A 20851-nucleotide genomic window follows, 5' to 3' on the forward strand; every position below is an offset into this window, starting at 1 on the left:
TATTAATTATATAACAAAAGGGTTTTAATTCCAATGTTTTTAAAAAAAGAAAAAGAATTTTATGATTATAGGATATTTTAATGTTCTCAATCGTTTTATAAGTGGAGGTGAAGAAATGGAAGGAGTTGCACCGGGGAATAAGGAAGTTTTTTTTGATGATATTTACAAACGCAACGTTGATACGGTTTACCGGCTCTGCTACGTATATTTAAAAAATACCGCTGATGCAGAGGATGCTGTTCAGTCCATATTTTTAAAGTTACTAGATTCGGATATCACTTTTTCTAATCGTAATCATGAGAAAGCATGGTTTATTCTGACGACAAAAAACCATTGCAAGGATATTCTAAAAAGTTGGTGGAAAGTTCGTAAAGTGGATGTGGAGTCTTTGCCGGATCTGCCCTCTAAAATTGGATATGAGTTATCAGGAAATGTTCTGGAAAAACTTCTTGAATTGCCTGCCAAATACAAAATAGTGCTTTTTCTTTACTATTTTGAAGGATATCCTGTTAAGGAAATTTCCTCGTTATTAGGTGATAAGGAAAGCACGATTCAAACGAGATTATCTACAGGAAGAAAACGATTGAAATTTACTTTAGGAGGCTTTTATGAAAAATCCTATCCATGATGCTTTTGAAGCAGTTGGACCAAGCGAGAAACAGAAGGAGAAAATGCGGAGCGAAATAAACGTGCAATTTCGAGCCTCACGTAAAAAAACAAGTGTGAATACGTGGGGGGGAAGTAGGATACTAGCTTCCTTGGTAGCAGTGTTCTTCCTTCTTGTATCCGCGACAGCATATGCAGCTACAGATGGGAAAATCATAACCCTGATTAAAAATCAAGTGAATCAAATCCTGTTTGCTAATGAAGATACGATTAAAATCCATTCTAATGACGAAGGTGAGGTTTTTGTAGGGGTCAGCGGAAAAGAAGGTGCGTGGGTGGTTGAAGAAGATGGAGAGGAGTTAATTCTGGACATAAACGGTGAAAAAATCAATATCGCGAATTCCCTATTAGACAAAGGCTACTTCTACTACGATTATTATAATAATTCCGACATTTTGCACAGGGTTTACGTAGTCAAAAATGCAGGGGGCTCTAAGGATTATTCAGAACGTTGGTATTCTCAATTTGAATGGTTGCCTGAACATGGACTGAGTGGCGGTAGCAGAGGGATCAGCGGGGCTCTGGCAACTGCAATTATGTCTGCTGAAACTGACGCATCTGATGGAGAGGGTGATCTTGATGAGATGTTACAAAAATATTTACTGAAATACTGGAGTGAATATGAAAAATAAATTTTAAAGGGAATAAGGGCTTTCTCATAAGTGGAAGAATTACAGAATGCCCTTTTTCTCACAAAATGTAAAACAAAAAAAGCCTTCCCTTTGAAAAATGGAAGTGTCGAGCAACCATTTGGGGGAGGGCTTCTTTTGTACATTTCGAGTTACTTCTCTACACTGACATGATTTTTAGATTTTTGGGAAAGTCCCGTCTCTTTTAAATATCCAATTCAGCGTAGGTTGAGGCTAGTCTTGCATAGGCTGAACCACTCAAACCTGTCTTGCCTGATGTAAAGTTAGCGTAATAGGTTCCAGCAGTCCAAGCATTTGTGCTGTAGACATTCCAAGCTGCGTTGGCTGGAATAGTTACACTGCTTCCACTTACAACCGAGCCAGTGCTTGAATTTTTCGTTATGGTAAATATGATGTGACCACTTGAAGAAGTATTGTTAATATATACCTTCACATATGGATAATCTTTATCAAGCGTGAATGCTTGCGATTTCTCTGTACCGGATAGAGATATTGAGAAATCCGTTTTGCTGGCAAAAGGTGTAATAATAGGTTCTGTAGGTTCAGGAGTGCTTTCAACTCGAACAAAAGTTAATCCACCGTGCTCAATAACTGTCCCTATTTCTCCATTAAGTACGATAGAATCATTGGCTACTACGGAACTTTCAACGGCAGTTGTAGTTGTAGCTGGACTAGCTGAAATTACAGCAGGTAAAGAAAGTCCCATTACAGTGGCTAGACCTACACTTAACAATTTCTTTTTCAAAGCTAATCAACCTCCATGGTATATTTTTGCTCTTTCAGATGTTGGTTTCAAAGGAGAGCAACCCCTCTGAAGTTTCTTGTGATAGACTATCTATAAATATAGACTGCAATAAATTGAAAAATATAACGTTTTATTTTATTTTTGTTATAAAAAAGAAACGATTATTACTTTTTGTGCTCTCATAATCTGTGGAGGTATACAAAAAAGGATAGCCATCCATCTGTTTTGTATCATTTTACATACGTTTTTTTACTGTAAAATGTCGAATCAGGACTTTAGAAGCAATCTCGGAAATGTCTATTTACAAATATTAGAAGAACAATTAAAATAAATGTAAGTGTTTTAAAAGTTAAAGCGCTTTAACTTTAGGGTGGAGGTGATTGTATCTCGCAAGGCCAATAATGAATCACACTTTTTCCTTCACGATGCCGCATTTGAGTTTTCGGCTTAAAGGTTATGTCATGGATCAAGACCCATTTCGATCTAAAAGGAGCGTAAATTTATGAGAAAAAATAGGAGATTTTCGGTTAGCAGCAAGGCTGTTATGATGTGTTGTCTCGCTTTTCTTCTGATTCCGGCGAGCTTTGCTTTCGCAGCTCCAAACAAGCCGTTCCCGCAGCACACGACATATACCAGCGGCTCGATCAAGCCTAATCATGTTACGCAAAGTGCGATGGACAGCTCCGTTAAAGCGAAATGGGACAGCTGGAAATCAGCTTATCTGAAAACGGCGGGCACAGGCAAGTATTATGTGAAATATCAGTCCAACGGGGATACCGTATCTGAGGCACATGGGTACGGAATGCTGGCAACGGTTCTAATGGCTGGTTATGACGGCAGTGCACAGACCTATTTCGACGGACTTTATCAATATTATAAGGCTCATCCGAGCGCCAACAATTCGAAACTGATGGCATGGAAACAAAATAGCAGCTTCCAGAACATTGAGGGCGCCGATTCAGCCACGGATGGAGACATGGACATTGCTTATTCGCTCCTGCTTGCGGACAAGCAGTGGGGGAGCAGCGGCAGTATCAACTACCTTCAGGCCGGCAAGGACATCATCAATGCCATCATGCAAAGTGACGTGAATCAGTCCCAATGGACGCTGCGTCTTGGCGACTGGGCAACGGACAACACGTTCAAAAATGCTACCCGTCCATCGGACTTTATGCTGAATCACTTGAAGGCGTTCCAGGCGGCAACGGGTGATGCCAGATGGGCGAACGTGATCGACAAAACCTACACCATTGTCAACTCCTTATACAACGGCTACAGCTCATCAACCGGATTGCTTCCAGACTTCGTCGTTCTGTCTGGCTCGACATACAAGCCGGCTTCAGCCAATTTCCTGGAAGGGGCGAATGACGGCAGCTACGATTACAACTCATGCCGTACGCCTTGGCGGATTGCAACGGATTACCTGATGACTGGTGACAGCCGGGCACTCAATCAGCTCAATCAAATGAATAGCTGGATCTCAGCCAAAGTAAGCGGTAACCCTAGCAACGTAAAGGATGGTTATAAACTCAACGGCACGGTTACAGGTTCCGGCGGCAGCGGCGCGTTCTATGCACCGTTTGGGGTCAGCGCTATGACCTCGTACGTGAATCAAAACTGGTTGAATTCCGTCTGGACCAAAACGGCCGGCAGTTCCAATGAAGGCTACTATGAAGATAGCATCAAGCTGTTCTCCATGATCGTGATGTCCGGCAACTGGTGGACATACTAAGCAGCTTATAATCCGTTGATTGCTCCTATGCAAGCAGACAGGGGGATTAGCTCTCCCTGCCTGCTTTTTTATGGGATGGAGCTAGGCTACGGAGAATGATTTAATGATTGATTTGAGCAAGTGATATAGATAGGAAAATGCCTAAAAACAACAAACCGCCATATCTCAGGAATCCTGGAATATGACGGTTTCGTTTAGGGTGAAAGTACGTCCATAGACGTTTTCTTAGGGTATCAGGACGAATGGATGATAGCCGAATTATGCATTAGCTGCAGATTCAGTAAAGAACTGCGGCAAATATTCCTTGTTGGCTTCGAGCATTTCATCCAGCATCTGAATCGCCACTTCGACCGAAGGGACCAGAGGATGATGGGCCAATGCTTGTATGGCCAATCCACGATCGCCGGTCACGGCAGCATCGATGGCGAGGCGCTCATAGGTTTTAACCGCATGAATCAGTCCAACGGCCATTGGAGGAACCTTGGTTAGCGGCAGGGGCAGTGGACCGGTTTTGGTGACCACGCAGTTGACTTCAATGCTGGCATCGTCTGGCAGGAAATCAATGATGCCTTGATTGGCTACGTTCAACGTCTGAATGTCATTTGTTCCGTTGTAGAGTGAACGCATCAGGTTCACGGCTGCTTCGGAATAGAAGGCGCCGCCTCGCTGTTCCAACTGTTTCGGTTTATCTTTCAGGTCCGGGTCATTGTATAGCTTGAACAGTTCTTCTTCGACGCGTTTAACCACTTCCGCACGGTTGCCGCCTGTTTGTAAGGATTCCAGCTGCTCCTCAAGCATGGCGTCGGTCATATAGAAGTATTTCAGATAGTAGGAAGGCAGAGCACGCAGGGATTGCAGGAATTCCGGATTCCACTCCCGTGCAGGCACGTTCTTTGCGCTATAACCGGATGTATCAGCCAGCATGTCGTTCAGTTTGTCTTCTCCGTTCACATCAATACGCGTAATCCAGTGGAGATGGTTCAGGCCAACAAACTCGGCATAGATGCGGTCCGCTTCTACGCCGTATTTGGCTGAGGTCTGCTTGATTAGGCCGATCGGTGCATTACAGAGACCAATGCTTTTAACGTTGGAATACTTCAGAATGGCTTCTGTGACCATCCCCGCCGGATTCGTAAAGTTCAGCAGCCAGGCATTAGGAGCGAGTTCTTCAATATCACGGCAGATATCAAGCAGGACCGGAATCGTCCGCAGCGCCTTCATCATGCCTCCGGGTCCGGTGGTTTCCTGACCGATTACGCCGTATTTCAGGGGGATGGATTCATCGCGGCCACGGGCGTCAAGCATGCCGACACGCATTTGAGTACTGACGAAGTCCGCACCCTTGATGGCTTCGCGTCGGTCGAACGTCAAATGAACTTCAATCGGCAGACCCGATTTCTCCACCATACGTTTGGCCAAGTTGCCGACAATATTCAGTTTGCGCTCTCCCGGCTCAATATCGACCAACCACAGCTCTCTTACAGGAAGCTCGGCATGATGGAGGATGAACCCCTCAACAAGCTCCGGAGTATAGGAAGATCCACCACCGATTACCGCTATTTTAAGTCCTTGTTCATTTTCCATTTTTGCACACTCCAGTCTTTTAAAGAATTATTGATGATGGGCATTGATTATTGACGTTTATCTTGTTGTTTGTTTAATATATTCGAAATCGCGGAAGGCCCGCATTTTGTTATACACATCCTGGCTTACCGCATGTCCGCCTGCATCCATAGCAGACCATAAGGCACCGACAACGGGCTCGGTTGCCAAAGTTACAGTGGTCGCATTCGGAGCGACGGCTGCAACAGCCTGTTCAACCTTGTTGCGAATCCATCCTCGATCTCCCTTTGTTAGCAGACTTCCTGCCAGTATAACGTCAAAGGCGTCATTTTCCATTCCAAGTTTGTGGATCACCGCAGCCGCTGATTTGCCAAGCTCTACTCCTTGACGGTTCAGAATTTCCAGAGCTACAGCATCGTCCTCGGCGGCAGCTTCAAACAGCAGCTTCGCTGCATGGACAGGCACATGCTTGCTGTTATCCTGGAAGTCCTCGAACATATCGCTGACACTGTTATATCCAAGGAAGTTCAGCAGCAGGGGAGTCAGGAGTGTTGGCTGCTCACGGCCGTCCCAAGAACGGATGACAGAGCGGAACACCTCAATATTGAGGGAACCGCCACCGCCGAAATCGCCGTACATATAATCAAAACCGCCGACCTGCACATGTTCTCCTGCCGGATTGCGGCCTGCGGAGTTGGTACCTGTGCCGCATATCAGTGCGACCCCGTAAGGTCGGTTTGTGCCTGCGCGCAGGCTGATCATGGTGTCACAGTTAATCGAGTAATTCTGGGTGAATCCGATTCCCTGAACCAGAGGGTGCAGGATTCGGTAATCGACTTCCCGATCTGCTCCTGCAAGTCCGAAATAGGTGTGCGAGATTTCATGAATCCGCAGTCCTGCCTCGTTCAGAGCTCCTTCTGCAGCTTCCCGTATGCTTTGTGCGGCCAAGGCGTGGTCAATCTGGTGATTGCCATTGCCGCCCACGCCTTTGCCAAGCACATTGCCGAAGTCATCGGTCAGCAGGGCGTATGTTTTTGTTCCTCCCCCATCGATTCCCAAGTAGTAAGCCAATGGTCGTCACTCCTATATATAAGTTTATATTTTTTATCCGGTCGTACCTTTTGTTGGTGATCCAGTAGATTCTCTCACGATGAGTTCAGGATCGATCCTTACATTAGCCCCACGTTTCATCGTACCGTCCATGCGTTTCAGCAGCATATCCGCAGCGGCGACCCCAATGCGGTCGGCAGGCTGCCGGACCGTTGTCAGATGGGGGTGCAGCTTGGATGAAATATATTGATCGTCATAGCCGACGATAGCTACCTGTTCAGGCACCTTGATGCCTTCTTCCATGAGGGCGTTCACGACCCCGAGCGCAATATGGTCATCGCCCGCGAACACCGCCGAAGGAAGGCGTCCCTCTCGCAGCCATTTACGGCAGATGTCATAACCAAAATCGATTTCGAAATCGCCCGTGATCATTTCAAACGGAGCCAGATCTTTTTCCTTAAGTGCCTGCAGGAAACCGCTGCGGCGCTCCCTCGTACTGCGGAACATATTCTGTCCGCTCAAGTGCGCGATAGAGGTATGGCCGAGATCAAGCAGATGCTTCGTAGCGGCATAGCCGCCTTTATAGTTATCGATTGTTACCGAAAAAGTATCATTCTCCGGCTTCTGATTGTCGATGAGGACATAAGGAATATTGCGACGCTTCAGTTCCACAATGTAGTTATCCTCTTCCATCGGCGAGAGCAGAATAAGTCCGTCTACCCGGTCCTCCTGGATCAGGTAATGGGTTTCATCGGAGCCAATGCCGGTAGAGACCGAAACAGCAAGAAAATAGCCATGAAGTGCAAGCACTTCGTTCAGCTCTTTAACGACGGTGTCGAAGAAGGAGTCCTGTAGAGTGGTCATGATCAATCCGACGATTCCTGTTTTACCGCGGGCTAAACTCCGCGCAGCAGCGTTGGGATGGTAATCGAGCTCCTTGATAGCCTCCAGAACCTTTTGCCTATTTTTCTCTCGCACGGATTCTGCACCGTTTAAGACGCGAGAGACCGTTACGACGGACAGCCCTGATTTCTTTGCAACATCAAATATACTAACCTTCATTGTTTATTCTCCTTGCGGCAGATTTTCCGTACTTTATATTGACTTAACATTAGTATACATGTACGGAGGCTTAGCCGCGAAGCTAATTTGATAGATGCACCGCCCCTTGCGGGACGGCACAATGTTTAGCGTTAACGTTTGATAATTTCCATGACCTTTTTCTGAATCGTCGGCATTACTTCTTCAACGGTACTGTGTCCGGTATCGATCGGCTGCATCTCGTTGATGAACATGTCGTTGATCTGAGAATAGTGGGTGATCAGGTGGTTATAGGACTCAAATCCGTATTCTACAGCACCTTCGTAAACCTTCTTCACATCAGCCGCATCGATGCCATCAAAATGCTTGTAATAGGTTTCGGCTGCTTTCGTATTTACAGGAGGGTTGCCACCGCTCAGTTCGATGGATTTTTCCTGAATTTCGTCGCTGACGAGATACTTGATCCATTCAAAAGCTTCCTTCGGATGTTTGGAGCCCTTCAGAATCAAGAGTGGATCGACGAAAAGCACGCTGCGGACCTTGTCATTGCCGCCGGCAGGCACTGCGGCTACGCCAACCTTGAAAGGGAAGTCATTGGAGCCCGCAAGGCTCCATGAGCCGCTGACGGTCATACCGACCTTGCCGGTTACGAATGCATCGCCGTTTTGGCCCGCTACGCTTTTGCTCCATTCCGTTGTCGGAGACACTTTATCTTTTAAGATCAGGTTGAACAGCTTGTTATAGGCTGCGATGACTTCAGGCGAATCGAAATGAGTCTCAGATGGTACGCCGCCGTTGGTCCAGGTATCCTGGGAGTAGGGTTCAGCTCCGAAATAGAGCGGGCGCATATCGCGCTCGGACCATGTGAAGTCAACGCCATATTGAGTTTTGGCAATGTCATTGGATACATGCGTCATTTGCTTTGCGTCTTCGACCATTTTGTCAAACGTCCAGCTCTTGTCCTCGTAATCGCTTGGAGGGTAAGGAACATTGGCAGCGTCGAACATGTCTTTGTTGTAGAGCATCAGAGAGACGTACATGTTGACCGGAATACCGTAGACTTGGTCTTTGACGGTGTAGATTTTCATAAGATCATCCGGAATGTTGTAGTCGGACGCTTTAAATCCGTCTTCCTTAATAATGTCGTTCATGTCGAGCAGCATGTCTTTGTTGTAATACTCTGCAAAACCGCCGTATCCATAATGGCTTGTGACGTCAGGTGATTTGCCCCCGGCAATCAAAGTTTGGAGTTTACTGTCGAACTGCTCGTAAGGAGCTTTCTCGATTTTTACCTTAATATTTGGATGTTGGGCTTCAAAATCCGGAACGAGCTTTTCGATAAAGGTGCGATCCTCGGAATCGATGGTGTAGTGCGTTATGGTTACTTGCCCACCTGAGTTAGCGCTATCGCCATCGTTACCGGGTACGACATCCCCCGCTGATTTGCCGCCGCTACAGCCGGACAATGCCAATACGACGAGCATGCTGGTCGCAAGCAAAAGTGTAAAAGACTTTTTGATCCCTATCGTTTTCATGAATGACAGTCCCCCATATATTCAAGTTTTTTTGCCGCCCCTGCGGCGGAGCTTTTACTTGATGCCTGTAAGTACAATTCCTTCTACAAACCGCTTCTGGGCTATCGCAAACAGAGTCACGATCGGCAGCATGGCGAGCACGGAGGCAACCATGAGCAGATGCCACGGCGGAATTCGGAAACGAGAAGATGTGAAGGAAGACATACCGACCGGAAGCGTAAACTTATCCGATGAGCTTAAATAGAGCACTGGTGTCAAAAGATCGTTCCAGCTGTAGATGAAGGCAAAAATCGCAACGGTTGCAAGTGCCGGACCGGATAGAGGCAAAGCGATCTGTCGCCACATCCGGAACTCGCTGCAGCCATCGATGCGTCCGGCGTCAAACAGCTCATCCGGAAGCGTGGAGAAGAACTGTCGCAGCAAAAAGATGTTGTATGCCGAACCAAAAAACGCAGGGACAATCAGCGGCAGGAAGGTATCGATCCAGTTCAGCTTGGAAAAGAGAATGAACTGCGGAATCATAATCGCCGGATATGGAAGCATCATGGTGCTGAGCATGAGCATGAACCACAGGTTGCTGCCCTTGCCCCGATATCTGGCGAAACCATAGCCTGCAAGCGCTGACGAAAACAGGGTGCCAACAACGGTCAAAATGCCGATAATGAGACTGTTCATATACATTTGACCGAAGTTCAGCGTATCGAAAATTTCTCTGTAGTTACTCCACTGCCAGGATTCTGGCAGAAAGGTCGGAGGAAACGTCAGCAGTTCCTTCTTTGATTTCAGGGAGGTCGAGACCATGAAAAACAAAGGGAGCAGCATAAGAAAGGTGGTGACCACCAGGGCAATGAAGCTGGCAATGCTGAACGCGTCAATTTTGCGCCGGCGTTTATTCACAGAAGGTGAAGCCCCTGGTCCGGCAGTCGGAATCGTACTCATTTGCGTCCGCCTCCTTCATAGTGAACATAACGGTTCGAGAGTTTAATAATGAGCGCCGTAAACGCCATGACGACGATCAGCAGCACCCAAGCGAGTGCCGAGGAGTAGCCTGCCCTGTATTCCTTGAAGGCGCTGGTGTACAGGTTGTAAACATAGAACCAGGTCGAGTAGTTTGGACCCCCTTGGGTCATTACATAAGCCTGTGTAAATACCTGGAAGGAATCAATGACACCCATAATCAGCTGGAACAAAAGTACCGGTGAAATCATGGGCAGCGTCACGTTCAGGAAAATGCGGAAGCGTCCCGCACCGTCAAGCCTGGCGGCTTCCACGAGGCTTGAAGGAACGCCTTGAAGTCCCGCAAGGAACAGAATCATGCCTGAGCCCACCGTCCAGAAGGACATAATCATCAGAGCGTAAAGGGCATAATCGGGGCTCATGAGCCAGGCTGGGCCGCTAATGCCGAACCAGGACAGCACGTAATTGAACAGACCGATCGATGGGTTGAAAATCCAGTACCACAGCAAGGACATGGCGACGCCGGATACCATGCTTGGAAAATACATGGCCGTGCGGAAAAATCCGCGGAACGGTATTTTCGCATTGAGAAGGAGAGCGAATCCAAGTGCCAGCAGCAGCTGGATCGGTACACTGATAAAGGTATAGCGCACCGTTACGACAACAGATTTCCAAAACAGGTCATTTTGAAACATTTCTTTGTAATTCGCGAGTCCGACATATTTCGGCGGGTGGATAATGTCATAGTCCGTGAAGCTGTAATAAAGGGATGACAGAATCGGATACAAGGCAAACACGAAGAAACCGATAAGCCATGGAGAGATGAAGAGGTACATGTAAAATGTCTGCCGCCGGCTTTCGCGATGGGTCACATAAACACCAACCTTTCTATTTGATATAAAGTTATAACGCTTTAACTTTCAGAATTGAGTTATCCCATAAATAAAAGGTTTCATTTGATGTTATGTAGTTGAAAGTTAAAGTGCTTTAACTTTATTATCCGGACTGATGAGATTATCATAGTGGATGGTTTCTCAATTAGCAACCCTTTTTTTGGATGTTTGTAAGCGCTACCTTTATTGGCTTTTCGGAAGTTCTTTCAAAAAGCCTGACAAAGGCTCAAATAGAAAGGTTTGGGGCGGATATTCCAGCCATCCGAAATTCACGAAATGACTCGGTAGCTTTGATCGAAAAACTAGAAATGGCCGGCAGCCAATCATTCAGCAACCTTTCAGTTGAATTTAACGTTCCTATCGTCTGTATGGGATATAGTGGAACCAAGAAAGAGGAGGAGATCAACGATGAATATTTCTTCAGCAGCAAGTTCCACGACATCCTACATATCCACATCTTCATCGAGTTCGAACAGCACAAGCGAGTTGGAAAAACAAAAGACGAAGCTTGAGGCCGAATTGGAGAAAGTGCAATCCAGCAAGGACGATGAGAAAACCAAGGAGACCAAAACGAAGCAGATACAGCAGCAAATCAAGCAAATCGAAGCTCAAATCTCGCAGCAAAGTTCCCAGAGCAGCGGTACAACCGCAACCAAAGAAGCGCCGCCGGCCAAACCACCAGCCAATGGAATGCAAGCAGCATCCCCGCAAGAAATTGCCAATGCAACGACGGACAGCAATGGCCGATTTGATATTCGGATATAAGATATAATACAGAACCTACTATAAAACTGAATATAAAATATTTTAAACGAGCGAGCTAATTCATAAGTTATAGCAGATTGGCTCAACCAAAAGACCTGCCTGATCTCTATAGATCAAGCAGGTCTTTTGGTTTTTCACATGCATATGCTTTATTCAATCGTTAAACTGTTTATCCGTTCAGAGACGGCTCTTTTTTTGTAGTACATGCCGATAGTCACCAGAACTGCCAACTCGGATAGCGGAACGGCAAGCCAAACGCCAGTGACACCCAAGAATGAAGGGAGGATCGCAATCAATGCAACCATAATAATCATCTCGCGTGTTGCTGTAATCCAGATGGCCATTTTGGCATTTCCGACAGATTGGAAGTACGTACTCATAACAAAGTTAATACCCATGAACAAGTATGCAAAAGTAAAGATTCGCAAACCGTACACGGCGTTATCCGTCACGCTGGCACTGAAGTTCCCGAAGATTTGCACAAAATAAGGTGCGCCCAGTTGTACAACGAGTAACAGCAGAACCCCACATGCCAGAGCCGTTCTGGAGGCTAAGCGAATGGTCTGTTTTTCCCGATCCATCTGTTTGGCTCCGTGATAATAACTGACCAAAGGTTGGGCAGCGGAGGCCAGACCAAGAAATGCCAGCAGAACAACACCATGAATATAGTTCAAGACTGTAAAAGACGCTACGCCATCCGTGCCCGCAATCCGATCCAGTGAAATGTTGTGAGAGATGGAGAAGACGGACATGCCCAGTTCAGCCAGGAAGCTGGGAAAACCAATGAGTGCAATGGAAGCCAGCAGTTTGGTACTCCATTTGAATCGGGTGAATTTGAGATTGTTATTTTTCCTGAAAAAGTGAGTTAGCAACACTAGAAGCGCCAGAGATGCCGATACAATTGTACCCATCGCAACACCACGTACACCCCATTCCAGCACGTATAACGATATATAGTTAAGCACAATATTGGCTACTGCAAACGTAATCTGAGCATACATGGACGTATTGGGATTTCCGTCGTTCCGAACAAAAATAGTGAGTGCATTCTCAATGGTAAAGACAAAACCGAACAACAGCATAATATTCATATAGTCCGCAGCAAACGGGAATGTTTCAGTATTGGCACCAAGCGCGAAGACAAGTTTATCTCTAAAAGAATATGCCGTATATCCAATAACCATCGTAATCAGCAAAATAATCGTAATGGATTTGGTGAAGAGTTGTCTCGCTGTCGTGAGATCCTTCTTACCCATATAGGTGGAATACAAAGTTGCCCCGCCCATTCCAATCCATAGCGACATGGCTACAAAAAGCGTATAGACAGGAGAAGCAATCCCGATTCCGGCGAGCGCTGTAGACCCAAGCTTGTGACCAACCATAATACCGTCGATAATAAAGTTGAAAGCGATAACGAGCATCCCTAATATGGAGGGCACGAGGTAGCTTACAAATGCCTTACCTACAGATTGCCTTTCTAATGGATGCGTCCAATTTGTGTTCATGATGACCTCCGTTATTATACTGAACGTTCGTTCTATATTATATTATACTGAACGTTCGTTCTGTATAATAACATGCCGTGAATTTGGTTGGCAACTTTTCCAAAAGATGAACGTTTATATGGTAGAGTTAATAGAGCACCTTTTATGATACGGGAGGGAATCTTTTTATGAAGCAAAACAAATACGATGAAGCCGAGTTTTTCGGCAATTACAGTCAGATGGCCCGGTCAACCCAAGGGCTGGAGGCTGCAGGCGAGTGGCATGAACTGCAAACGATGCTACCGGAATTAAAGGGCAAGAACGTACTGGATCTGGGGTGCGGCTTTGGTTGGCACTGTCGATATGCACGTGAGAAACAGGCTAGTTCTGTGGTTGGCGTGGATTTGTCTGAAAATATGCTGCAACGTGCACGCGAGATGACGGATGATCCTCAGATTGAGTACCAGCGTATGGCGATTGAGGATATCGATTTTGCACCCGGACAATTTGATGTGGTGATCAGCTCCCTGGCTTTGCACTATATCGAGCGTCTGGATCAGGTATACGCAAAAATAAATAAATATCTTGTCCAAGGAGGGACGTTTGTCTTGTCTGCGGAGCATCCCATCTTCACGGCGCGGGCGGAGCAGGACTGGCATTATGGACCTCAAGGTGAAATACTGCATTGGCCTGTGGATCATTATCAAGAGGAAGGGCAGCGGGTAGCGAACTTTCTGAACCAGGACGTGGTGAAATATCATCGGACGATGGCGACACATCTGAATGAATTGATTCAAGCTGGTTTTGTCATTCAACAGGTAGCCGAGTCCAAACCATCCCCTGAGATGATGGAGCAGGTTCCAGGTATGCGAGACGAGAATCGGCGACCGATGTTTCTGATGATTGCCGCGGTTAAGGCTTGAGCAGCAGCTTCGGCATTAAATGAAAGTTTATAGGTTTTATACTCGATAGACCAGCGCGTTCAGTACATGTGGACCTTGCTGGTTTATTTTATTTTGCAGGAGAAGGGTAAGAAATAAACCGTTTGGGAACCAAACCCGAATGGACGCAGTCTTATTAAGTGAGGTGAACATCAGTTGGACTATCAATATCTGGCACACGCTCAGACGATCGACAATTACACACTTAGCAGCATGATGGATGATTACGGGAACGATGTATGGAACTACGCGTACTTTCTGACCAAAAGTACCGAGCAGGCGGATGAATTGTCACAGGAGGTGTTTATCCGGGCGTATTCCGGGATCACCCATTTTCGAGGAGAATGCTCATTGAAGACATGGCTGCTGACCATTACTAGGAACAAAACATTTACATACCGAAAGTCCAGATTTTTTCGCAGCAGTTTATGGGGAGAGACACTGCCAATCCATACGGAACAGGTGAATACGAGCCAGGGTGAGATGAAGCCTGAAAAATGGGTTCACCCCTCTGCCGAAGCCGAGGCGATCAGCAGGGAGCACGTTCATGAAATCTGGGACATCATCATGGCTCTGCCGGATAAATTCCGGGAATTGCTTTTGCTGCATCTGAAGTATGAGCTTACGACGGGTGAAATTGCGGAAATGCTGGGCATCAGCGCGGGAACGGTCAAATCGCGACTGTCCAGGGCGAAGGCCAAAGTACGGAAACAGTGGGAGGAACGAAGCGAATGAAACATATGGATGACGAATGGGAAAAAGTAGTCAAACAGGAGCCGTTTGCGGAGTCGCCTTTTACCGAGGGGCATAAGCAGAACGTACTTCGCCAGGTAGCCTGGCTCAAATCGGGATCTGCACAGGAAATCAGCGATGCTGGGGATATGTCCGATGAGCAGAAAAAACTGCCCAATCAACATAGACACCGTTTTCGCTCCCGCAGAGCTGTTATGACGTGCACGACGATTGCAGCCGCGGCAGCGGCGGTCATTTTCTGGAACGGACAGATTGTGGAGCCTGTAATCGAAAAAGTATATCCCACAGCAGCGCTGCAATATACGGATGATGCCGGAATGAGCCTGCTCACAGACAAGATGGAAAAGAATGTAGCCGTCACGATGCGAGACTATCTTGGCAAACAATTACTCATAACCAAAGTGCAGGATCTTCCTGTTTCTGGAAGAATGTATGTCGAGGCCGGAAAAGAAGGCGATGCAGAATATGCGTTGATCTGGCTTGATGCGGCAACAGGCAATCTACGTGAGGTACAGATGAGACGGGAGATGGCAGCTAATGAGCTGGAGCATCGTTATTTGCGTCAAGCCCCGTCACTGCTACAGGATATTGGTGGGGACCCTGCGCTCAAACCAGTATCAGCCAAGCGATATGTTGGTATGAAGCAGGGCGAATTGGAACCGAAATCGTATACTACTCTGATGTTAGAGAATGAAAAAAGCTACGGAGAGATTGTTTGGGTGCAGGATGAAGCGATCTCTGTTTCCGGTGATCTCGATCCTAAACACGTTTCTCAAACTGCCTTGGCGAATGCAGAGGATTCCATTGCGGCGTTTACTGGCAAAGCTGATCTTGATCTGATTAGCATACACCGGACCAAAGATGATGAGAATGGTAGAGATATCATTACTTTTAGCTTTGAGAATCACTATTTTATTCAGACGACTAAAGGTACTTTGGGTATTAATTATGCCGTTATAGATGCGAATTCTTATCAAAAAGACTATACTACCTGGGAAGAAGTGCAGGCTTATCATGAGAAGCTTCTCCAAGTAAAAGAATCGACCCTCAGGGAAAAGGTAGAACCTCTAATCAAGAAAATATTCAAAGTTGATCTTCAAGCATATAAACTCCATCGGAATACCGAGACCCCGGGGATCGTTACATTTAAACTGGAATCGACCAGAGATGTTTTTCAAATTCGATATAATGAGGATGCTCGTATTACAATGATTACAAGGGATCCCAATCTCTAAGATTTGGTTTCATATGAAACAATCAAATTAATAGATGTATGTAACATAAGGAGCATAACGATGAAATATTTGGTGAGTTCATGTCTTGCTGGCGTAGCCTGCCGTTACAACGGAACAGCGAGTCTGGATGCAAAGATTCAGGAGCTTGTAGAGCAGGAACAGGCAAAGATGGTCTGCCCGGAGCTGCTTGGAGGATTTTCTACCCCGCGGGAGCCGGCTGAAATTATCGGCGGTACGGGTAAGGATGTGCTGGCAGGTACAGCCAAGGTCATGGAGAAGAGTGGTAATGACGTCACGGATCTGTACATCAAAGGAGCCTATCAGACACTCGAATGGGCGCAAAAACTGGATGTCACCTGTGTGGTGCTCAAAGAATTCAGTCCTTCCTGTGGTACACAGATGATCTACGATGGCAACTTTGCCAACCACAAAGTCGTGGGCGAAGGGGTTACTTCTGCTTTGCTGCGGCAAGAGGGGTTTAAGGTTATCTCGGAAAATGAGTTCATGGAACAGCTCTAATTGTTGTAATTTTAATTATCTCTGACATGAATCATAGGTAAGTCGCCTGGGGGAGCAGCAGATCCATGGCGACTTGTTTTTTGTTACAGCAGGGCTGGCACTTTATTATTGAAAAACCTTGCTAGAAATAATGGTTACTTTTATATACTAAGAAACATTATTGTGCGTACTTTTATATTTTGGATATAAACTCTAAAATAATACTCAGGTATTCAGGTGAGACCATAAACATGAACATAAACAAGAAAAGGATGTGCAGATGATATGGAATTCTCGGCAAATGCCATTACAAAAGAAAACGTCTTGAACGCTTACCATTTTCGGCATGCAACCAAACAGTTTGATGCTTCACGTACCATTTCAGCAGAAGACTTCGAGTATATTTTGGAAACGGGACGATTGTCGCCAAGCTCCATCGGATTGGAACCATGGAAATTTCTGATTGTGCAGAACCCGGATTTCCGCAAGCGTCTGTCCGAAGTTTCTTCCGGGGCTCAGAAACAATTGGCGGCGGCAAGCCATTTTGTTGTCATTCTGGCGCGATCCGATGCGAGTTATAACTCGCCATACGCGGAATATATGTTGAAAGAAATCAAGGGCATGCCGGATGACGTATTTGAGTTGACTCGTGAAGCTTATGGCAAATTTCAAAAGAACCAACGAATGCTTGAGAACCCGCGTACTTTATTTGACTGGGCGTCGAAACAGACTTATATTGCTCTCGGTAATATGATGACTGCGGCAGCTCTGATTGGTATCGACTCCTGCCCAATTGAAGGGTTTAACTATGAGGCCGTACATCATATTCTGGAAGAGGAAGGTCTGCTGGAGGATGGACTATGGGATGTTTCCGTCATGGCAGCCTTTGGTTATCGGGCGGAAGATCCGCCACGCGAGAAATCCCGTCAGTCTCTGGATAAAATCACGCAGTGGATTGATTAAAATTTAACGTGTGATCTGCTATTTATATATAAAACATAACGGGGGCGGTTCCATATCGTTGTTCAAAAAATGATATGGGACCACCCTTTGTTATCTTATTCTAATGAACCGTGCACACGTTATTCGCTTCTATATACATAGGTCTGAGATGTAACGAATTACAGAGAGGTTATTTCGTCCAGTGGGTCGATTTTTACGTTTCGGGGCTAAGTTTATGAATGAATAACTGTCCTGAGGTTCGTTACATTCTGAGTTCCTTGATTAATTACCTTTTAAGGTGAGGTAGGTTCGTTAACGCTTTGGTGCGAGAGGGAAAACCCATTGGAAAGATTCGAGCGATAAAAAGGCTTGAATATACATAGATGTCTATGTATAATAAACTCATGCCAAAATACAACGCAATTGCACTGATCGCAAGAATCAGAGATCACATTAACAAACAGATTGTTCAGGAGCTGGAGAAGCATAATGTTACAGGAATTGTCCCGTCCCACGGTGACATCCTGATGTTCCTCTACCATGAAGATGCACTGTCCATCAAGATGCTGGCGGAGCGAGTCCATCGGACCCAACCAACCGTCACCGTATTGGTGAACAAGCTGGAGAAGTTGGGATATGTAGAACGCAATAAGAGTGCCGAAGACAGCCGAGTAACGATGATTCGTTTGACCGAGCAGGGGCGTCAACTGGAACCTGTATTTCGTCAGGTGTCACAACAGATTAACGGGATGGTGTATGGTCATTTGACGGACGATCAGGCGGATCAGCTGGAGAGTTTGTTGACCGGTATCGTTCGCAAGTTATAACGATAACCAACTTTAAGCATTTTGCATAATTAACAAATCGAGACAATCGGACGATATAAAAATGCAAAATGCTTCGCCTCCCTTTTTTTACCCATATATATAGATGTCTATGTATATTGCGAAGTACTATTCAAGATTTTTTGGCAGTGAAATTTAATATTAACCTGGAGGGATTATTTCTAATGAAACATCTAATCGTATATGCTCACCCGCACACAGACAGCTTGAACCACGCCATTTTGAAAACCGCAGTGGAAACACTTGAGGCTCAAGGCCATGAAGTTGTTGTACGCGATCTGTACGCACTTGGATTCCAGCCCGTATTGAGCGCTGTGGACACAGCGTCCATGCGTGCAGGACAAACGCCGCAAGATATTGCAACCGAACAGAAATTTGTAGCGGAAGCAGAGGCCATTACCTTTATTTATCCCATCTGGTGGACAGGTCTTCCTGCCATCATGAAAGGGTATGTCGATCGTGTATTCGCCTACGGTTTTGCTTATGCTTCCGGTGAAGCCGGCATTGAGAAGTTGCTGACAGGCAAAAAAGGTCTGATCATTAATACACACGGCACGCCAAGTGAAATTTACGATCAAATCGGCATGACTGCCAGCATCAAAATGACTTCCGATATCGGTATCTTCGATTTTGTAGGTATTGAAGCGGTAGATCACTTGCTCTTCGGTAGTATCGGTTATTTGAAGACATCGGCTTATCGGTCCATGCTGGAACAAGTAAAAGAAACGGTCAGCACCAAGTTCTAAACGTATACACATGTATTTATTGGCAGGCCGGTTCGTTCGTCGAATCGGTCTGTTTGGTTTGCAAAATGAAAGAAAGGCGGTATAATCTTACCCATGGAACCTATACTCATATTCAAAGCATTATCCAACGAGACACGTCGACAGATTCTGTTGTGGCTCAAAAACCCGGAGCAGCACTTTCCACCGCTGGAGTTATCCCAGCATCCGGATGCGGGAAAAAACGGCATATGTGTTGGAACGATTCAGGTGAAGGCCGGACTGGCTCAATCCGTCATATCCAGCTATCTGCTGACCATGCTCAAAGCCGGGTTGCTGATCTCTGAGCGTAGGGGACAGTGGACGTATTATCGCCGCAACGAAGAAACCATTCGTCAATTTGCCGAGTACGTACAGCACGAGTTATAAGCCGGACGCCGAGACGGAAGCAAGAATGCAGGTGCAGGCGGGTATTCCGTCCGGATGTAAACGGCTTGAGGAGCAACTCTGCCACATCATTTTTTTGTGCTTTTACATCTATATATCTGGATATACAAAAATAAAAATATAATCACAGAGGAGAACTTTCTATTATGTCTACCGATAACACAGCTTCATCCCATAAAAAACATATTAACGACGTTAAATTGTCCATTCTGGATTTGGCTCCTGTCGTTGTAGGTGCCACGCCTGCGGATGCGCTTCGCAACAGTTTGGATCTTGCTCAGCACGCAGAGCGTTGGGGCTACCACCGTTACTGGGTAGCGGAACACCACAACATGCCAGGCATCGCTTCTTCCGCGACTTCGGTTGTCATTGGTTATCTTGCAGGTGGAACGAAGACCATTCGTCTCGGTTCAGGTGGCATCATGTTGCCTAACCATGCGCCGCTTGTGATTGCCGAGCAGTTTGGTACACTGGAATCCCTATATCCAGGCCGTATTGACCTTGGGCTGGGCCGTGCACCGGGGAGTGACCGTCGTACGTCTCTTGCTTTGCGTAAGGACCTGAACAGCGGTGAAGATTTCCCTGAATTGCTGGCTGAGCTTAGAGCATTCTTCGATGCTTCTGCTACATCGTATCACGCGCCTGTTCGCGCTGTACCCGGTGAAGGATTGAATATCCCGATTTACTTGCTCGGCTCCAGTGATTTCAGTGCTCGTCTCGCCGGACAGCTGGGATTGCCGTTTGCTTTTGCCAGCCATTTCTCACCGGATTACACCCGGATTGCACTTGAAACGTATCGGAGCAGCTTCCAGCCATCCGATCACTTGAAGGAACCCCATGTCATTGTGGGTGTAAATGCTGTCGTTGCAGATACTGATGAAGAAGCCGCATGGCTTGGTACAACGATGCAGCAGCAGTTCCTGAACATTATTCGTGGCACAACAGGTTTGGTGCAGCCACCAGCCGATATGGAAGGCAAATGGACGGATCGTGAGAAAGCGGGTGTAGAGCAGACGCTGAAAGCAGCTGTGAACGGTTCTCCGGAGACCGTACGTGGCCAACTGGAATCATTTATTGCTCAGACCCAAGCGGATGAGTTAATTATTACGTCGATGATTTATGATCATCAGGCACGCTTACACTCGTATGAGCTGATCGCTCAACTGGCGGGAAAAGCATAAACGTAAGTTTAAGTAAAAGTATAAAGTAAAAGCTAAAGCGCAACATCCGACGTAATCATAGATGCGGATGCAGCTGACATATGAACGGTTGGCCTCTTCGGAGGCGAGCCGTTTTTTGGTAGGGATATTTTTCAAAGGAATCGTATGGGGCATAAGGTTCATTTTAGGGTAAAATGAACTTACCGCTCTAATTTGAAACGGTTAAA

The 20851-nt window shown here is 46.2% G+C and carries 21 protein-coding genes; 13 read left to right on the top strand and 8 right to left on the bottom strand.

Annotated features, from left to right (window positions below; genetic code table 11):
- The first annotated feature begins 115 nt into the window (after positions 1-115).
- The gene (locus tag RS891_RS03165) at positions 116-628 is read left to right on the top strand and encodes an RNA polymerase sigma factor (RefSeq protein ID WP_315794395.1); all 513 of its coding nucleotides are present in this window, start codon (positions 116-118) and stop codon (positions 626-628) included.
- Positions 609-1298, top strand: coding sequence for a hypothetical protein (locus RS891_RS03170; RefSeq protein ID WP_315794396.1), 690 nt, complete (start codon positions 609-611; stop codon positions 1296-1298). The genes RS891_RS03165 and RS891_RS03170 overlap by 20 nt, the downstream gene beginning before the upstream one ends.
- Positions 1299-1500: 202 nt before the next feature.
- Here RS891_RS03170 and RS891_RS03175 read toward each other — a convergent pair whose 3' ends face one another.
- Positions 1501-2061 (bottom strand): hypothetical protein, encoded by a 561-nt coding sequence (locus RS891_RS03175; RefSeq protein ID WP_315794397.1) that lies wholly within the window; start codon positions 2059-2061, stop codon positions 1501-1503.
- 502 nt (positions 2062-2563) lie between these two features.
- On the opposite strand from RS891_RS03175, the gene RS891_RS03180 reads away from it, so the two are divergent.
- Positions 2564-3793 carry a family 8 glycosyl hydrolase gene (locus RS891_RS03180; protein WP_315794398.1) on the top strand — a complete coding sequence of 410 codons (1230 nt, stop codon included), beginning with the start codon at positions 2564-2566 and terminating at the stop codon, positions 3791-3793.
- A 258-nt stretch (positions 3794-4051) separates the two neighbouring features.
- On the opposite strand, the gene RS891_RS03185 is transcribed toward RS891_RS03180, so the two are convergent.
- The 6 genes from RS891_RS03185 to RS891_RS03210 form a co-directional block, all read right to left on the bottom strand.
- Complete coding sequence (locus tag RS891_RS03185) at positions 4052-5377, bottom strand: 6-phospho-beta-glucosidase (protein WP_315794399.1); 1326 nt, start codon at positions 5375-5377, stop codon at positions 4052-4054.
- A gap of 57 nt (positions 5378-5434) precedes the next feature.
- Positions 5435-6427 (bottom strand): N-acetylglucosamine kinase, encoded by a 993-nt coding sequence (locus RS891_RS03190; protein WP_315794400.1) that lies wholly within the window; start codon positions 6425-6427, stop codon positions 5435-5437.
- Between the two features lie 33 nt (positions 6428-6460).
- Positions 6461-7468 (bottom strand): LacI family DNA-binding transcriptional regulator, encoded by a 1008-nt coding sequence (locus tag RS891_RS03195; protein WP_063567785.1) that lies wholly within the window; start codon positions 7466-7468, stop codon positions 6461-6463.
- A gap of 131 nt (positions 7469-7599) precedes the next feature.
- Positions 7600-8982 (bottom strand): ABC transporter substrate-binding protein, encoded by a 1383-nt coding sequence (locus RS891_RS03200; protein ID WP_315794402.1) that lies wholly within the window; start codon positions 8980-8982, stop codon positions 7600-7602.
- 54 nt (positions 8983-9036) lie between these two features.
- The gene (locus RS891_RS03205; protein WP_113055035.1) at positions 9037-9921 is read right to left on the bottom strand and encodes a carbohydrate ABC transporter permease; all 885 of its coding nucleotides are present in this window, start codon (positions 9919-9921) and stop codon (positions 9037-9039) included.
- A complete protein-coding gene (locus RS891_RS03210; RefSeq protein ID WP_053779693.1) occupies positions 9918-10775 on the bottom strand; it encodes a carbohydrate ABC transporter permease in 858 nt (285 codons plus the stop codon). Before RS891_RS03210 ends, RS891_RS03205 begins: the two co-directional genes overlap by 4 nt.
- Positions 10776-11240: 465 nt before the next feature.
- Here RS891_RS03210 and RS891_RS03215 point away from each other — a divergent pair, with 465 nt between their 5' ends.
- Complete coding sequence (locus RS891_RS03215; RefSeq protein WP_315794403.1) at positions 11241-11597, top strand: FlxA-like family protein; 357 nt, start codon at positions 11241-11243, stop codon at positions 11595-11597.
- A gap of 149 nt (positions 11598-11746) precedes the next feature.
- Here the strand turns inward: RS891_RS03215 and RS891_RS03220 are convergent, their stop codons facing one another.
- Positions 11747-13102: an MATE family efflux transporter gene (locus tag RS891_RS03220; RefSeq protein ID WP_315794404.1), complete on the bottom strand. Its 1356-nt coding sequence runs from the start codon at positions 13100-13102 to the stop codon at positions 11747-11749.
- A gap of 167 nt (positions 13103-13269) precedes the next feature.
- Here RS891_RS03220 and RS891_RS03225 point away from each other — a divergent pair, with 167 nt between their 5' ends.
- From RS891_RS03225 to RS891_RS03265, 9 genes are all read left to right on the top strand, one after another.
- Positions 13270-14004 (top strand): class I SAM-dependent methyltransferase, encoded by a 735-nt coding sequence (locus RS891_RS03225; protein WP_315794405.1) that lies wholly within the window; start codon positions 13270-13272, stop codon positions 14002-14004.
- A gap of 174 nt (positions 14005-14178) precedes the next feature.
- The gene (locus RS891_RS03230; RefSeq protein WP_315794406.1) at positions 14179-14757 is read left to right on the top strand and encodes an RNA polymerase sigma factor; all 579 of its coding nucleotides are present in this window, start codon (positions 14179-14181) and stop codon (positions 14755-14757) included.
- Positions 14754-16010, top strand: a complete 1257-nt coding sequence (locus RS891_RS03235) for a hypothetical protein (protein ID WP_315794407.1) — start codon at positions 14754-14756, stop codon at positions 16008-16010. The genes RS891_RS03230 and RS891_RS03235 overlap by 4 nt, the downstream gene beginning before the upstream one ends.
- Positions 16011-16070: 60 nt before the next feature.
- Positions 16071-16529: a 2-thiouracil desulfurase family protein gene (locus tag RS891_RS03240; RefSeq protein ID WP_113055025.1), complete on the top strand. Its 459-nt coding sequence runs from the start codon at positions 16071-16073 to the stop codon at positions 16527-16529.
- 264 nt (positions 16530-16793) lie between these two features.
- Positions 16794-17471, top strand: coding sequence for an NAD(P)H-dependent oxidoreductase (locus tag RS891_RS03245; RefSeq protein WP_315794408.1), 678 nt, complete (start codon positions 16794-16796; stop codon positions 17469-17471).
- Positions 17472-17833: 362 nt separating this feature from the next.
- Entirely contained in the window at positions 17834-18277 is a 444-nt protein-coding gene (locus tag RS891_RS03250) for a MarR family winged helix-turn-helix transcriptional regulator (RefSeq protein ID WP_315794410.1), read from the top strand.
- 182 nt (positions 18278-18459) lie between these two features.
- Positions 18460-19041: an NAD(P)H-dependent oxidoreductase gene (locus tag RS891_RS03255; RefSeq protein WP_315794411.1), complete on the top strand. Its 582-nt coding sequence runs from the start codon at positions 18460-18462 to the stop codon at positions 19039-19041.
- A 93-nt stretch (positions 19042-19134) separates the two neighbouring features.
- Positions 19135-19446, top strand: coding sequence for an ArsR/SmtB family transcription factor (locus RS891_RS03260; protein WP_053779673.1), 312 nt, complete (start codon positions 19135-19137; stop codon positions 19444-19446).
- 164 nt (positions 19447-19610) lie between these two features.
- Positions 19611-20645, top strand: coding sequence for an LLM class flavin-dependent oxidoreductase (locus RS891_RS03265; RefSeq protein WP_099858771.1), 1035 nt, complete (start codon positions 19611-19613; stop codon positions 20643-20645).
- Positions 20646-20851 lie beyond the last annotated feature (206 nt).

Source organism: Paenibacillus sp. BIC5C1, assembly GCF_032399705.1.
In the GTDB taxonomy this organism is placed as follows: Bacteria; Bacillota; Bacilli; order Paenibacillales; family Paenibacillaceae; genus Paenibacillus; species Paenibacillus taichungensis_A.

Excerpts from the sequence above, each read along its gene's own strand:
- RS891_RS03165 (WP_315794395.1), top strand. The coding sequence starts at position 116 with ATGGAAGGAGTTGCACCGGGGAATAAGGAAGTTTTTTTTGATGATATT.
- RS891_RS03170 (WP_315794396.1), top strand. The coding sequence starts at position 609 with ATGAAAAATCCTATCCATGATGCTTTTGAAGCAGTTGGACCAAGCGAG.
- RS891_RS03180 (WP_315794398.1), top strand. The coding sequence starts at position 2,564 with ATGAGAAAAAATAGGAGATTTTCGGTTAGCAGCAAGGCTGTTATGATG.
- RS891_RS03185 (WP_315794399.1), bottom strand. The coding sequence starts at position 5,377 with ATGGAAAATGAACAAGGACTTAAAATAGCGGTAATCGGTGGTGGATCT.
- RS891_RS03195 (WP_063567785.1), bottom strand. The coding sequence starts at position 7,468 with ATGAAGGTTAGTATATTTGATGTTGCAAAGAAATCAGGGCTGTCCGTC.
- RS891_RS03200 (WP_315794402.1), bottom strand. The coding sequence starts at position 8,982 with ATGAAAACGATAGGGATCAAAAAGTCTTTTACACTTTTGCTTGCGACC.
- RS891_RS03205 (WP_113055035.1), bottom strand. The coding sequence starts at position 9,921 with ATGAGTACGATTCCGACTGCCGGACCAGGGGCTTCACCTTCTGTGAAT.
- RS891_RS03210 (WP_053779693.1), bottom strand. The coding sequence starts at position 10,775 with ATGTACCTCTTCATCTCTCCATGGCTTATCGGTTTCTTCGTGTTTGCC.
- RS891_RS03215 (WP_315794403.1), top strand. The coding sequence starts at position 11,241 with ATGAATATTTCTTCAGCAGCAAGTTCCACGACATCCTACATATCCACA.
- RS891_RS03220 (WP_315794404.1), bottom strand. The coding sequence starts at position 13,102 with ATGAACACAAATTGGACGCATCCATTAGAAAGGCAATCTGTAGGTAAG.
- RS891_RS03225 (WP_315794405.1), top strand. The coding sequence starts at position 13,270 with ATGAAGCAAAACAAATACGATGAAGCCGAGTTTTTCGGCAATTACAGT.
- RS891_RS03235 (WP_315794407.1), top strand. The coding sequence starts at position 14,754 with ATGAAACATATGGATGACGAATGGGAAAAAGTAGTCAAACAGGAGCCG.
- RS891_RS03240 (WP_113055025.1), top strand. The coding sequence starts at position 16,071 with ATGAAATATTTGGTGAGTTCATGTCTTGCTGGCGTAGCCTGCCGTTAC.
- RS891_RS03245 (WP_315794408.1), top strand. The coding sequence starts at position 16,794 with ATGGAATTCTCGGCAAATGCCATTACAAAAGAAAACGTCTTGAACGCT.
- RS891_RS03250 (WP_315794410.1), top strand. The coding sequence starts at position 17,834 with ATGTCTATGTATAATAAACTCATGCCAAAATACAACGCAATTGCACTG.
- RS891_RS03255 (WP_315794411.1), top strand. The coding sequence starts at position 18,460 with ATGAAACATCTAATCGTATATGCTCACCCGCACACAGACAGCTTGAAC.
- RS891_RS03260 (WP_053779673.1), top strand. The coding sequence starts at position 19,135 with ATGGAACCTATACTCATATTCAAAGCATTATCCAACGAGACACGTCGA.
- RS891_RS03265 (WP_099858771.1), top strand. The coding sequence starts at position 19,611 with ATGTCTACCGATAACACAGCTTCATCCCATAAAAAACATATTAACGAC.